Genomic DNA, 15,121 nt, shown 5'->3' with positions numbered 1-15,121 from the left:
GTTACCATCCCATAAGTAATCTTTAACCATCCAAAACCCCAGTCAATACTTTTTTATTGCCAGACCTTTCTGGAATAATTTTTTAACTTGAAAGAATACTCACACTAGCCCTATGAATATCACACAAAACCAGTCTGTCCAAACAGCAAGAATTACAGGAATTTGGTATTTAATGCTGGCTATTTCTGGAATATTGGGATTTATGGTGTTTCATCCTCAAATTTTTATCGCCGGAAACCCAGAAGAAACCCTAACAAACTTAAGCACTCTTGAATCCACGGCAAGATTTCGACTTCTTTTTGAGTTTTTAATTGTTGTATCTCAGGCCCTGGCTGCTGTATGGTTTTATAGGCTATTTAAAACAATCAATGAATGGGCTGCTTGGACACTTGGTATTTGGGGTGTAGTTAATTCAGTAGCAATTATGATTAGTGCAATTTCTATGGCTTCTGCTATAGGCATAGCAAATTCATCCTTGCAGGCTCTAGATGACAAGATTTTATTAATACAGATATTTCAAAGTATCATCACAAACGCATGGGGTGTTGGTGGTCTTTTCTTTGGACTTTGGCTATTCCCAATGGGGTACATAGTAATCAAATCCCAAAGAATGCCTATTTGGCTAGGTAGGGTCATTTTCCTTGGTGGTATTGGATACCTACTTAGTACCGTTATTAATTACATGGGCATTGACTTTCCATACAATCGGATTTTAATTCTTCCCGCAACAATCGGGGAATTTTGGATGATAGGATATTTATTGATTTTTGGGATAAGACCAGTAGCTAAATAAAATTGGCTTATAAAAGCACTCCCTCTTAGCTTACAATGAGCATTCGCTCAATTCAAATGATAAAAAATAGTATTCGCTTCTATTTCCACGTTAAATGGATTTTTTAACTAACAGTATTCCAGGTGGTACCCCAATTGAGTTTAAACCCTGGGAAATACCAAATGACAAGTTCATTCATAAAGGGACATTTAATCCCGGTTTAAATGAATACTACTTCACCGTCTCAGACAAGCAGTTTGAACGGTTCGATGTATTTATGCAAAAAAAGGAGAATGGAAGTTGGTCAGAACCAGAACAAGCTTTTTTCAACAGCAAATACAGTGAGCATGGAATGAGTTTCTCTCCCGATGGCAAGGTACTTTTCTTTAGTTCAACCCGACCCTCCAACATGAAAGGGATTCCGGAAACCTGGCATATCTGGTCATGCATTAAAATCGATGGAAAATGGAGCAAGCCCGTGTTTTTAAATATTCCAAATGTTGAAAACAAACTGGTTTCTCACCCTTCTATTTCGAGCTTTGGCACCATGTACTTTCACGCCAGTAACTTGGATTTCAGTGAAATGGATATCTATTTTTCAAAACAGGTAGACGGCAATTTTGAAGCGGCACAAAAAGCCTTAATCGAACTAGATACCCCAATTGGAAAATGTACCCCCTACATTTCTCCAACTGAAGATTATTTAATATTTGCCTCTATTGGTGAAGAACTCGACCTTTTTGTGACTTTTAAGGATGGTTTTGGCAAATGGACAAACACCAAAAAGTTAAGCGACAAAATAAATAACAAAGGTCAGGGCAATCCCTACGTCACAGCAGATGATAAATTTCTTTTCTATACAGCTATTGATTCTAACAGTGCAGCATGGAAAATAATGTGGATCAATATTGAAGCTGAATTAAAAGCAAACTAATGCCATTAAGATGCATAGTGCCTACCCTGTTAAATATGCACTATCCATATTCTGTTAACTGTCCGAAGTATATGTAATAGCCCCATCAAGAATAAATATTTAACTTATTGAATAAGGAAATTTTGGTCAAATTCAATTTGCTTACGTAAATACTCCCAAGAGCCACAAAACAATTCAATAAAACCTCAGCCATTGGAAAAATCAGGCCGTCTGATCGTATTATCAGTATTTATCATCCTACTTGCTTGCAATCAATCAGGCGAAAAAAGAGATCCTCAATCAGCTAAAGTGGAAGCGCAATCCATAGACTCGATTAAGACACAAGAGATAAGATTTGAAAGTGAGGGTGTAAGTCTGGCAGGAACGATCTATGAACCCCAAAACTCATACGCAGCATTAGTGATCGTTCATGGATCAGACCAAGTTCCACGAATGACTGAATTCGCAAAACTCTTAGCCAAAAATGGTATTTCTGTCCTAACCTACGATAAGCGAGGAGTTGGGGAATCCGAAGGTATTTATGCGGGTCCAGAAGTTGGGACAAACAACATCAGTCCAGAAAATCTAAATCTACTGGCGAAAGATGCGAGTGCCGCCGTGAATACTTTACAAAAGCACATTAAAGATATCCCCATAGGTCTTATTGGCTTTAGTCAAGCTGGATGGATCATTCCTATCGCTGCAAACCAAAACCCTTTAATTGAATACATGGTCATATTTAGCGGGCCTACTATTACGACTAAAGAGCAGCTCCGATTCCAGTTTTACACAGATGGAAATACGGATTTTTGGGAAAATCATACCGAAGCTGAAGCTCGTGAACATATAAAAAATGACCCCGACCGATATGAATTTACCGATACAGACCCAAAGGTTTTTCTGAATAAACTTTCAATTCCCGGATTGTGGATCTTTGGAGAAAAAGACATTCAAATCCCTGTAAAAATGGCCATCGAACATTTGAATGCATTGAAAGCAGAAGGAAAACCATTCGATTACTGCTTATTTCCGACCTTAGGCCATAATACTGCATTTTCAGAATCAAATGAACCTGTTGATATTGCCATTCAATGGGTAAAAAGAGAAGCAAACCTCCAAAATGAATAGCACATTAAACCTCCCAAAAAGCCTGACAATCTTCGGCATTCCAGTATTGATAATCGCAATTCTTGCCCTTATAGCGAAGTCATCCTTTTTCCCCTTAAATCCAGATAGCCTTTCGATTGGAATTACCTTTGACTTATTAATTATCGTCCCACTCGTTTATTTTCTATTGATTAGAAAAACAGCGATTCCCAAGACCACAATTATTTTTTTTCTGGTTTTAGGAATGGTGGTTGGTTCAGTCATACTGCCTCCTCAAAATCAATATTATCTTGAGCTTTTTAAGACCTGGGTATTTCCTTTGGTGGAGCTTTTCGTCTTATCCTTTGTGATTTACAAAGTAAGACAAGCTGTAAAGCGCTATAAATCGAATCAAAGTTCATTTGTAGATTTTTTTACAACACTGAAGAATACCTGTTTTGAAATACTCCCAAAAGCTACAGTTATTCCAGTTGTAACAGAAGTTGCGGTTTTTTACTACGGGTTTATTGATTGGAAAAAAAGAAAATTGAATGAGAATGAATTTTCCTATCACAGAGAGAGTGCAACGGTAAGCATTCTGATCACAATCCTATTTTTGGTAGTAATAGAAACCTTTGTTTTTCACTTACTTCTATCCCAATGGAGCACAATAGCGGCAAGCATTTTGACCTTTCTGAGTGTTTACTCAGGCTTCCAACTTTTTGGATTTATGAAATCTATGTTTAAAAGGCCGATTTTAATCCAGGATGAAAAGTTGTACCTACGTTTTGGGATTATGAGTGAGACGACTATAGAATTATCTAAAATCAAAAATTTGGAGATTTCTTCTAGAGATTTGGAGTTCAATAAAGAAACCAGAAGGCTTTCCATATTAGGAGACCTTGATAGTCATAATGTGATTATCCAATTAAAAGAGGAGAATACAATGACAGGGCTATATGGCTTTAAGCGTACCTATAAAAATTTGGCTTTGCATGTGGATGATAAAGTGAGGTTTGGAGATAAGATAAATGAGGCTATGCAACAAGTTGTCTAGGAAATAGCGGTTCGAGTTTATGCTTGAATCGCTTTTATTTTTTTATCAGAAGATCTATCTGTTAAAGAACCCTACTCTTTTTTTCAACCTTGAATTAATAAAAACCCTAGCCTTAAGTGTAGCTATTGACAGGGATTCTTTCGTATTCGATTTTATTTAAACTAGCAACTTATGAAAGCAGTAATCTGTACAAAATATGGTCCCCCTGAGGTTTTGAAAATCCAAGAGGTCCCCAAACCCGTTCCCAAAGACGATGAAGTCTTAGTCAGAATCATGGCAACGGCAGTAAATTCAGGCGATGTCCGGGTTAGAGGGCTTGCGATGGAAGGACTTATGAAACTTTTTATGCGATTTGCTTTAGGGTTTTCGAAGCCTCGAAAACCAATCTTGGGCACTGTTTATTCTGGCATAATAGAAACCGTAGGAAAGGACGTTTCAAGGTTTAAGGTTGGAGACAAGGTCTTTGGGATGACGGGATTTAATTTTGGTACCTATGCCGAGTATATCTCAATCAAAGAGAAGGATAACATCTCATTGATGCCTGAAAATGCAAATTTCGAGCAGGCTGTTTCCATCATTTTTGGGGGACAAACCGCACTTTATTTTTTGGAAAAAGCTAAAATCCCTGAAAAGAAAAACCCTTCTGTTTTGATCATTGGTGGAACGGGATCAGTGGGTTCATCTGCCATACAAATCGCTCAATATTATGGAGCCGATGTGACGGCAGTTTGTAGTTCGAAAGGAAAAGAGTTAGTAGAGAGTTTAGGCGTTTCCAGTTACATTCTATACGATCAAGAGGATTTTACAAAACAGAATTTTCAGTATGATTTCATTTTTGATGCCATAGGCAAAACCACCAAGAAGCAATGCAAGCCACTTTTGAAAAAGGGAGGAACTTATAAAACAGTCGGTGGTTTCGAATATGCAGCAGAATCACTGGAGCAATTGGTATCCCTTAAAGAATTGTATGAAAAAGGTAATTTGAAAGCTGTCATTGATAAAACATTCACCATGGAAGAAGTAGTGGAAGCTCACCATTATGTGGATTCAGGAAGAAAGAAGGGAAATGTTATTTTAGTCGTTTCGAAAGAAAATCATCTTTAATCCTAAAAGAAGAGGCTCAAGTTTGAAGGCCTAAAAATCTGAGCATCAATTCAACGGGTAGTCTTTTTCTAAAGAATAGCTGGTGGAAGTCTTTAAAATATTAGCCTTACAAAGAAATTCGACTTTAGAGACCGCAAAAGCTTGCCTGGGATATTAATGAATGTTATCACCCTAGAAAGGGTGGATTTGTATTTGCAATAAAAATTTGAGAGGTAAGACATACAGAATTTACGTCCCTTTAAGTAAACATTCTTGGTAGGGGACTGATAATCATATTGAAAGTCCTAAGTTTACCAACCTAAAACTTTACAAAAAGCCTTAGGAAAATCACCCATACATATGAAAACTACAATTTTGATCATTTTTTCATTCTTATTCACGCTTGCTTCATTTGGACAAAAAAAGTTTGCGCAACAAGAGGTGTTGGAAGACTTACAGTATTTGCGCGAATCATTGGAAAATGCCCACTATAATTTATATGCCTACATAACAGAAGAAGCATTCAACCGAAACTTTGAAGCTGTAAAATCTTCCATCACTCAGGATAGCCTCTCGACTCTTGAAGTCACTTCTTTGTTTCAAGCTATTATTTCAACGGCTAATAATGGCCATACAGAGATCCCTTTCCCGGGTTCAGCTTACATAGATTATGCTTATTCAGGCGGTACGGTTTTTCCTTTAGAACTGGCATTTGAAAATGGGAAGGCATTCATTCGAAAAAATTGGTCCGAAAATCCTGAATTGGAAATAGGGGCCGAAATCACAAGCATAAATAATCAACCTTTCCATGAGCTACTTCAAAAAATATATCCCTTACTATCGGCTGAGCGGAGATATTTTAAGCTTGCGAAACTGGAGCTCTTTTCTTTTCCAAGGCTTTACTGGCAGGCCTTTGGTGAGCAGAAAACCTTCGAGATCGAAATCAAGAAAGATGGGAACCTAGAGACATATCAAATCCCTTCAATTCGTGTCATAGAGGACTATGAAATGAATAGAAATGAAATATTCTCCGGTGAACGAGAATTGCAATTTCTCCATCAATCAGCCTATTTGAAACCTGGAAATTTTGGTGGTGACGAACAAGAGTACAGGAGCTTTATCGACTCCTCATTTGTAGAAATCAAAAGGAAGAATGTCCCAAATCTTATCATAGATCTTCGCAATAACCTTGGTGGAGATGACTCTTTCAGCGACTACCTGGTTTCTTACATCGCCGACAAACCATTTCGATGGAACTCAGAATTTACCCTCAAAACAAGTGCAATTTTGAAAGCCCATGTCCGACAGAATTATGACACTACGGATGTTTATTGGCAAAATGTACTAACGCATGAGGATGGTAGCATTTATCCCTATGAGTTTCCCGAAAAAGATCCCCAAACCGCCGAAAAAAGATATTCCGGTGAAGTATATGTCTTGGTGAACAGGCAATCCCATTCCCAATCAGCGGTAACAGCAGCACAAATTCAGGATTACGGCTTTGCCACTATTGTAGGAGAAGAGACTGGAGACTTCCCAAGTCTATATGCCAGTCAATACAGCTATGCATTGCCTAATACGGGGATTGAGGTGAAAATTTCCAAAGGATACATTGTACGGGTAAATGGAAGCAAAAAAGCGGAAGGAGTAATTCCCGACATCTATATCAAAGATCATCTTTTGGATGAGGAGGACGAAATTTTGGATGGCTTAATTAAGCATATTGAGCAAAAGCAGTAAATAGCTTGGAAAATATTGAAACCATAGCAGCAATCATCTTCACGGCATTCACTGGAATAGTCATCATTTTTCAGGGATGTTTGGCTGCGGGAGCTCCTTGGGGAGCGGCATCTATGGGAGGAAAATATCCCGGGAAATATCCCCCAAGAATGAGGCTTGTTGCGGTCTTGAATATGGTGATATTAGGCTTTATGGCAACAGTGGTTTTATCCGAAGCCAAGGTGCTTTTTCCCGGGCTAAACTCAATTTCCCATATCGGAATATGGGTGATTGTGGTATTTTTTATTCTCGGAACAATCATGAATACCATTACTCCTAGTAAGATAGAGCGTATTTGGGCACCCGTGGCTTTTATTCAGCTAATTGCAAGCTTGATTGTTGCCATTAGTTGAATTTTATGTTTAATTAAAATTTCATTTTTAGAATTTAAACATGAAGAAAGTATTATCCTTTTTTAAATGGTTTTTGGGTATAGCCTTTGTCTTAATTATTCTCCTAGCAGGATTAGCATGGTGGTATATTAAATCCGAAGAAAAACAGCTATCAGGTGAAAATACTGCCCTTGTTGATACATCCCAGTTTACTACTCAATTCGGCAAAATAGCTATAACAAATATTGGTGTCCTTTCGGCTGACCAAGATTCTATACTTCCAAATCGTACCGTCCTTATAAACAATGAACTAATCGAATATGTAGGAGAAAGCAAAAGCATTCCAAATAGCTACAACATAATTGATGGTCAAGGAAAGTATTTGATTCCGGGTTTAATTGACACACATATCCATCCATACAGAAGTAAAAATGACCTTTTGCTTTTTCTCGCTAATGGTGTAACTCAAGTCGCAACCATGAGTTCCTGGAGAGGGCTTTACTTAGAGTGGCGAGATGAAGCAAAAAAGGGTGCCCTGATGCCCCAGATTTTTGTTGCTGCTGGGCCAATGAATAGTGCAAGCGATTTTAGAAGTAAAGTGTATGGGTTACTCGGACCTATCCCCATTTTCAATGATACCGTAATAACGAAGAAAACCATTGCTGAATTTAAGAAATCAGGTTATGATGCTCTAAAAGCCTATAGTTTGGATAGAGACAACTATTTCGCAGTTTCTCAAGCCTCTAAAAAGTACAATATTCCAATGGTTGGTCACCTGACACCTGCCGTAACACTTGAAGACTTATTCAACTCCAATCAATCTCAAGTTGCACATGTGGAGGAAATTACCAAAGCTATGGAACGTGAATTTGGGGGTCGATCAAAAATCTATTACAATAATACGGAAGACTACATTTCCTTTTTGAAGCAACATGCTGATAGCCTTGCTAAAAGAATAAAGGATAAAAATATTACTATTTCCACCACCGTGAATGTTTATCCAAGGGCCAAGCAACAGGACTTGGATTTACCAAGCTATCTTAAATCCATACAACTTGAATATGTAAATCCTGGTATTTTGGAGGGCTCCATATTCAATCCAGGCTGGCTACCTGGAAGCAATAGGTATGAGGATACACAAAATACCGATCCAGAAGGCATTAAAAAAGCTGAGATTTACTGGAACACCTATATAGAAGCTGTAAATATTATGACCCTTTCATTTGCTCGAAATGGAGTAACTCTTTCCGTCGGGACTGATGCAGGAAACCCAGGTATCGTCCCGGGATTTTCACTTCATGATGAATTGGAGCACCTAGCTGATATAGGAATTAATCCAAAATATATACTAGATGCAGCTACGAAGAACTCTGCAGATTGGATGGGAAGCAATACTGGAATAATTCAAAAAGAAAGGGCTGCGAACCTTGTGATATTAAATGCGAATCCGTTGGAAAATATCAGCAATACTCGGAATATTTTCGGTGTAATGATTAGAGGTAAGTATTTAGACAAAAACCAATTAGATGAAATTTTAAAATCTGTATCTGAGGCCAATAACCAAAGCAGAAAAATTGGTATAGAGGAATATTTATCAAGATAAAGAATTCAAAAAACTGGATATAGCATTGTTTTTAATAAATATTCAATGAGCAGGAGGAGAATTGATGACAACTACTCTAAAGGACCCTTTTGTGAATGTAATAGGCTGATTTACAACCCATATTTCGAATTGAAGGGCTAAAAAGTCTTCCAGCCAATCCATTCCTGATGTCGCATTTGGGCTAATGCTCTACACTGAAAAATTTACCGCGAAAAAAGAATTAACTTGAATAGATGAAGCATTAAACAGTGAGGGTAAAATTATTAAAGACAGTGCCATGGAAAATCGAATTACAAAAAGCAGCTATAGATTGTTCAAAAATAGGGGTCTTGTCTTCTTCTTATTGTTTATCCTATTTTTTGCCAGCCATGTTTCCCTAGCTCAGAAAAAGAAAAAAGCTTCTGTAGGTCCGGCTGGTGGAACTATTGAACTCTCTCCTCTTGAGTTGAGAGAAACAATGAATGACTTCTTTTACAAGTTCTCTCGGACCATCACAGAATCGGCAGACAATATCATTAGACTTTCCTCGAATCCCGGTATTGATCAAGAAGCCTTAATTTGGAAAATAAATGCCATTCCTATTGCTAACGAGGCGATATACAGTAGAGATCCCTTCCTCGGATACATAGATTTAGCTGTTTTTACCTATCAGATGAAACAGTATTTTGAAAATGGTGCAGGAAAGGAATTATTTGGAGACCATCAAAATATTGCCATCAATGCTGTTGATTCGCTTTGGGAAGACTTGCTGGATATAGGTCGGAATCTGGTGCCCGATAATGATATATCCGAAGGAACGCAGCTTGTAATTGATTTTGCCAAGCAAAATCCTCTCAGGAGCTCCTATTTTGTCCGGCAATCTACCATCCCTTTGATGACAAAAATCCAAAATGTCGAAAAAGTAACTTTCAAAGCACTAGCCGTAGACATGGCGCAAAGCATTGATGATTTGCGCTCCCAAATCAGTTCGTATATGGAGGTCTTGCCAAAACAGGTGCGCTGGGAATCCGAATATTTAATCAATCAAGCATTAAAAAGCCCTGAACTAAGCAGCCGACTGGATTCGCTTGCCGACTTATTGGAAAGGACAGTTTTGGTAATCGAATCAAGTAATGAACTGATCGATAATCAACGCGAAGCAGCATTTGAAGATATCCGGGGAGAGCGAATAGCGGTCATACAAGCCCTTCGCCGAGAACGGGAAATTATCCTGGCTGAGATCAAAAATGAAAGAGAAATAATTTTAGCTGAACTATTCGAACAGCTCACTATTCAGAGGGAAGCAACAATTCAAGATTTAACTGCATTGACCAATCAAAGTATTGAAATGACGTTCGTCCGTATGGAGGAAATCGTAGATAAACTATATTGGCGAACCGTGACCTTGCTTGCAGTTTTGGTCGTGTTGATATTCCTCGGAATGATTGTTTACAAAAAAATCTAAAGGGTTATCACTCAAAATCTAAATACCACTTAAAATACTTTTTCTGAATTTTTGCTTTCTCCTTGCGGACATGCTCGAGGTAGGCATTGGCTACTGGAGATAATTTTTTGTCTTTTAGCCAGATCAATCGCCAATCTGTTTTCAAAGGAAGCCCACGCTTGCGGATAATCTTCAAGGAACCTTCAATCAATTCACTTTTTATCCCAATCAGCGGCAAAATGGAGTGGCCAATTCCAGCCAGCACAGCTTGTTTGACAGCTTCATTGGAGGTCAATTCGATCTGCTTCCGTTTGCTTCCCTTCTTATCAAAATACTGCTCCATCACCTGACGGGTAGCAGATCCTTCCTCACGATAAATCAAGGTCTTATTCTTGGAGTAATTGTCCGTGTTTCCTACCAAGTACAATTTGTTTTCTATCAACAAAACCTCTTCCACCTCCACTTCTTCCGGAAGAACCGATACGACCGCAAAATCAATTTCATTGTTTTTTAGACTTTCTACCACTTTGGATTTATTCGTCACATCCAAAACCAAGTCTATACCTGTATGTGTATTCAAAAAATCGGTTAGGAAAAAAGGAATCACATACTTTCCTGTGGAAGCAACTGATATACGAAGCCGACCAGTATAAATACCCTCGTACTCCTTGGTCTTGTATTTCAAAGCTTCCAATTCATCAAAGATGCGACGGGCAATTTCAGCCACCTCATAGCCAAATTCCGTCACATAAAGTTGGCGACCTACCACCTCGGTAAGGGGAAATTTGAACTGACTTTGAAAGTTTTTTAGCTGAATAGACACGGCAGGTTGGGTCATAAAGAGTTCCTCAGAAGCCTTGGTAATACTCTCTGTTTCAATGACTTTCAAGAATACCCGCAATTGGTTGATCGTGTAATTCATATATTTTGTTTATGCTTTACATTATAAATATAAATAAAAATATATGACCCCAGCCCGATAAATTTGCACAAAACTCTCAGTATGAATTCATTGATCTTGAGTAGTCTCTTTATCTTCCCCGCCCTTTTATTTTCCCTTTCCAATTTCCGATTCCTTTCCCTTCGCAAGAGTTACGACCTTGTACAATTCGGTTTGTATACGGCAATAATTCTCGGTCTAGGAGCTATGGTCTGGACCCATTTCAACGAACCTATCCATGCGAGCCTGATCCAATACGCAGACTTCGGGTTGACGATTCGCTTGGATGCGCTCAGTTCCCTGATGTACACCATGATCGGCATCATCGGATTGGTGGTGGTCCGCTACAGCAGGAATTACCTGGATGGTGAAAAACGCCACAAGCAATTTATCGCACGACTTGCTACTACCATCGCCTTTGTACAGCTATTGGTGATTTCTGGAAACCTTGCCATTTTCTTCATTTCCTGGGTTGGCACTAGCATGGGCCTACATCAACTTTTACTTTTCTATCCAGAGCGGAAAAAAGCACGCTTGGCAGCACACAAAAAGTTCATAATTGCCCGAATGGGAGATTTGACTCTTTTATCATCTTTTATCCTTATCTACCTGCAATTGGGAACGGCTGATTTGTCACAGATTTTCGAACAGGTTCAAAATCTTTCCCGAGAAACCTTGCCATTCCAATTGGAATTGGCCGGTATACTTCTGGTGGCAAGTGCTTGTCTCAAATCAGTTCAAATCCCTTTCCATGGCTGGCTTTTGGATGTGATGGAAACGCCCACACCAGTTTCAGCCTTACTACACGCAGGATTACTTAATGCAGGTCCTTTTTTGATCTTGAGGTTCGCTTATCTGATTGACCTGACTTCTACGGCTACCATTGTTTTGATCATTATCGGAGGGCTAAGTGCCCTGTTCGGTGCAATCATCGCAATTACACAGCCATCGATAAAAACTTCCCTAGCCTATTCAAGTATTGGCCACATGGGATTCACCTTGCTGGTTTGCGGTCTGGGAGTATACGCTGCCTCACTTTTACACTTGGTAGCTCATTCCTTTTACAAGGCCCATTCTTTCCTTTCTTCAGGAAGCCTGATCGAAAAAGTGCAAACTAGCGGAGCGGACCATTACAAGCGATCATATCGGATAGGAAGAATAATCTTAGCCGTGATCACTTCAGTTGTGCTCTATTTGGGAATTACTTCATTCTGGCAAAACAGCATGGAGATGGAGTTTCAACTTTCGGTTATCTCTGGAATTATTTTCCTGGGCATCCTATCCCTCCACATAAATACCTTAGACTCTACCAACGGAGGCCGCTCCATAATTTATCTAATTGTTGGTTCATTGCTCGTAGTCAACTGCTTCTACCTATTTGAGCATGCATTTGCCTTTTTGCTTAAGAATCAAATACCAAGTATCCGAACGCTCAGCGAAACTGATCAAGGGATCGTCCTAGGATTAATGATCCTATTCACCCTGACCGTATTAAGCCAGTCCATGTTCTCGCAGTTTGCAAATTCCCTCTTCTTCCGGCGGATGGAAATTCATTTCAGAAATGGATTGTATCTCAATCACATCCTGAATCGCTTCATGAATTCTTTGACCCTTAAACCTATCAAGTAAAACTCGAACCCCATGCATACCTCGGTCAACCAAAAAGTTCTGGAAAAAGTAAGCAAGCGAATTGCTCCTTCCTGGCCTCTCAAAAACTTCGTGGCGGTAAATCCCTACGCAGGTTTCACAGACACCCCCTACGCAGATACTGCCAGAATACTAGGTTCCAGAGCAGGAATTAGCATGACCATGCCCCTAGCGTTTTACTTAGGACAGGTGAAGGATGGGACTATTCAAAGACAGGACATTCAAAAAGCTTTGGAAAAAGCTGGAATGGGGAATACTTCGGTAGATGCCATTCTCGGAAAAGCACAAAAAATACAAAAAGGAAACCCGCAAAGTGGTTCAGATTACAATCTCCTGGATGTGGCTTCAAGGATAGAACTGAAGGACTGGAATGAGCTTTTGATAGACCGAGTTTCTTTTTGGGCAGCAGCACATTTTGACCAAGATGTAAGCGTATGGAAAACCAAAAGCTCCGGGAAAAATCTCTATCAAGCCTGGAAACTAGAGGCACAAATCGATCGAACTACTGAAATCATGGGATTACCGGGATTTCGCTCCGCCATCAAGCAACTCCCGAACAATCCTCTGGAATTTATAGATGCCTTCCTTTCTCAACTTGGATTAGATGAAGAGGAAACGAAGGCTTATTTACATGCATTGCTATTAAAAGTGCTGGGTTGGTCTTCATATATCTCGGGACTCGATTTTCACAATAGCCTGTATGACGGAAATAAATCGAACCTTACAGAATTCCTCGCAGTCTTGTTGACTTGGGAAAATTACTTCCTCAACCATTCCCCGCAAAAACAGGAAATAAAAGCTATTTGGTATCAAAAATGGAATACGGGAGAACCTCTTTCTTCCCAAAACGAATCACTCAAACTTGCGCTTATTTTTCAGGATGCACTTGATTTTGCCTCTCAAAGAGAATTGAAATCGGTATTCCAAAAGCAAAAGCCTTTGGACTCAAAGGCTGAAGCAAAAGCTCAAATGGTATTTTGCATAGATGTACGTTCGGAAGTTTACCGTCGAAATTTAGAACTGGTAAATCCGCAAATTGAGACGGTGGGCTTTGCCGGATTTTTTGGATTTCCTGTCAACTATGTGCCTTTGGGACATGAGGATGGCAAAAACCAATGTCCAGTTCTAATTCCATCTTCTGCTTTGGTTAAAGAAGCCTGCACGGATCAAAAGCATGCGGCTAAAAAAAGGATTTCAGATCATCAGATTGGCAAAACCTGGAAAAAATTCAAATCCGGAGCCATCACTTCCTTTGGTTTTGTAAGCCCGATCGGCTTATCCTTTTTACCGAAAATTTTGCTCAACTCTTTTCACATCACACGGCCCAATAAAGACCCGAAACAGGATGGAATCGGAAAATGGCAAAAGCAGGGAAAGATGCTTGATTTGTCTGCTATCAGTCTGGCCGATAAAGTGGCAATGGCAGCATCATCTTTGACTGGAATGGGTATCAAGGATAATTTGGCACCTTTTGTTTTGATAACTGGGCACGGCTCTTCTTCAGTCAACAATCCACATGCTTCGGGATTGGATTGTGGAGCTTGTGGTGGACATTCCGGGGAAGTCAATGCCTTGACTGCTCAGTATGTATTTAATAATCCGGAGGTTCGAAATAAACTCAAAGAACAAGGCATCACCATTCCAAAAGAAACCATCTTCTTGGCCTGTCTTCACGACACTACCACGGATGAAATAAGTTTTGTGAATGACAGCATTATTCCGGAATCCCGTCGACAAGACTTGGAAGAACTTAAGCAATCCCTTCAGCTTACGAGCAAACATACACGATTGGAGCGCACCATTCGCTTGAATGTCGAAGGAAAATCAGACAGTCAAATCGAGAAGCAAATAAAAGCTCGGGCCGAAGACTGGGCACAGATTAGACCTGAGTGGGGCTTAGCAGGGTGCAACTCCTTTATTGTGGCTCCACGGGATCGATCCAAAGGATTAAAGCTGGATGGAAAGTCATTCCTCCACAATTACAATTGGAAAGAGGATTCTGAATTTAAGGTTTTGGAAACCATCATGACTGCTCCCATGGTCGTAACGAGCTGGATCAACCTTCAGTATTATGCTAGCACTACTGACAATCAACGATTGGGTGCTGGAAACAAAACCCTACATAATATCACTTCAGGCTTAGGCGTCTTGGAAGGATCAAGTGGGGATTTGCGCATTGGACTTCCACTACAGTCAGTGCATAATGGTGAAAAATTCGAACACATGCCTATCCGACTCAATGTCGTAGTAGAAGCTCCAATTGAGGCCATCAACTGTGTTTTAGAAAAGCACGATCATCTCAAACAACTATTCGATAATGAATGGATCTATCTTCACTGCATGAATGAGCAGGGAAAAATAAGTCATACCTATCACAAAAACTTGCAGTGGAAAGTTGAAGAAAAAGTTGCTGCTCAGGTAGTGGAATCTGTTTTATAATCAGGGTTTTGGATGTATAGACAGGTTTGATAAGAAATTTTTAAATT

Annotated in this window: 12 protein-coding genes; 11 read left to right on the top strand and 1 reads right to left on the bottom strand. The window is 39.5% G+C overall.

Annotated elements, in window-relative coordinates; all coding sequences use genetic code 11:
• The first annotated feature begins 112 nt into the window (after positions 1–112).
• The 9 genes from NY014_RS11400 to NY014_RS11360 all read left to right on the top strand — a co-directional run bounded on the left by NY014_RS11400 (position 113) and on the right by NY014_RS11360 (position 10,069).
• Entirely contained in the window at positions 113–793 is a 681-nt protein-coding gene (locus NY014_RS11400; protein ID WP_259414709.1) for a DUF4386 domain-containing protein, read from the top strand.
• Positions 794–887: 94 nt separating this feature from the next.
• Positions 888–1,706 (top strand): TolB-like translocation protein, encoded by an 819-nt coding sequence (locus NY014_RS11395; protein WP_259414708.1) that lies wholly within the window; start codon positions 888–890, stop codon positions 1,704–1,706.
• A gap of 192 nt (positions 1,707–1,898) precedes the next feature.
• Positions 1,899–2,813 carry an alpha/beta hydrolase family protein gene (locus NY014_RS11390; RefSeq protein ID WP_259414707.1) on the top strand — a complete coding sequence of 305 codons (915 nt, stop codon included), beginning with the start codon at positions 1,899–1,901 and terminating at the stop codon, positions 2,811–2,813.
• On the top strand, positions 2,806–3,828 hold the full coding sequence (locus tag NY014_RS11385) for a hypothetical protein (protein WP_259414706.1): 1,023 nt from the start codon (positions 2,806–2,808) through the stop codon (positions 3,826–3,828). Before NY014_RS11390 ends, NY014_RS11385 begins: the two co-directional genes overlap by 8 nt.
• A 171-nt stretch (positions 3,829–3,999) precedes the next feature.
• Entirely contained in the window at positions 4,000–4,932 is a 933-nt protein-coding gene (locus NY014_RS11380; RefSeq protein WP_259414705.1) for an NAD(P)-dependent alcohol dehydrogenase, read from the top strand.
• Between the two features lie 339 nt (positions 4,933–5,271).
• Positions 5,272–6,651 (top strand): S41 family peptidase, encoded by a 1,380-nt coding sequence (locus NY014_RS11375; protein WP_259414704.1) that lies wholly within the window; start codon positions 5,272–5,274, stop codon positions 6,649–6,651.
• A 5-nt stretch (positions 6,652–6,656) separates the two neighbouring features.
• Complete coding sequence (locus NY014_RS11370; protein WP_259414703.1) at positions 6,657–7,043, top strand: hypothetical protein; 387 nt, start codon at positions 6,657–6,659, stop codon at positions 7,041–7,043.
• 40 nt (positions 7,044–7,083) lie between these two features.
• The gene (locus tag NY014_RS11365) at positions 7,084–8,625 is read left to right on the top strand and encodes an amidohydrolase family protein (RefSeq protein ID WP_259414702.1); all 1,542 of its coding nucleotides are present in this window, start codon (positions 7,084–7,086) and stop codon (positions 8,623–8,625) included.
• Positions 8,626–8,902: 277 nt separating this feature from the next.
• Positions 8,903–10,069, top strand: coding sequence for a hypothetical protein (locus NY014_RS11360; RefSeq protein ID WP_259414701.1), 1,167 nt, complete (start codon positions 8,903–8,905; stop codon positions 10,067–10,069).
• Between the two features lie 7 nt (positions 10,070–10,076).
• Here the strand turns inward: NY014_RS11360 and NY014_RS11355 are convergent, their stop codons facing one another.
• Positions 10,077–10,970 carry a LysR family transcriptional regulator gene (locus tag NY014_RS11355; protein ID WP_259414700.1) on the bottom strand — a complete coding sequence of 298 codons (894 nt, stop codon included), beginning with the start codon at positions 10,968–10,970 and terminating at the stop codon, positions 10,077–10,079.
• Between the two features lie 81 nt (positions 10,971–11,051).
• Here NY014_RS11355 and NY014_RS11350 point away from each other — a divergent pair, with 81 nt between their 5' ends.
• A complete protein-coding gene (locus NY014_RS11350) occupies positions 11,052–12,617 on the top strand; it encodes a proton-conducting transporter transmembrane domain-containing protein (protein WP_259414699.1) in 1,566 nt (521 codons plus the stop codon).
• Between the two features lie 12 nt (positions 12,618–12,629).
• Positions 12,630–15,074: a YbcC family protein gene (locus NY014_RS11345; RefSeq protein ID WP_259414698.1), complete on the top strand. Its 2,445-nt coding sequence runs from the start codon at positions 12,630–12,632 to the stop codon at positions 15,072–15,074.
• Positions 15,075–15,121: the final 47 nt, after the last annotated feature.

Source organism: Algoriphagus limi (assembly GCF_024919275.1).
GTDB classification, from domain to species: domain Bacteria; phylum Bacteroidota; class Bacteroidia; order Cytophagales; family Cyclobacteriaceae; genus Algoriphagus; species Algoriphagus limi.
The sequence above is the reverse complement of the archived record's forward strand: the minus strand, read 5'-3'. Positions and strand labels throughout refer to the sequence as shown.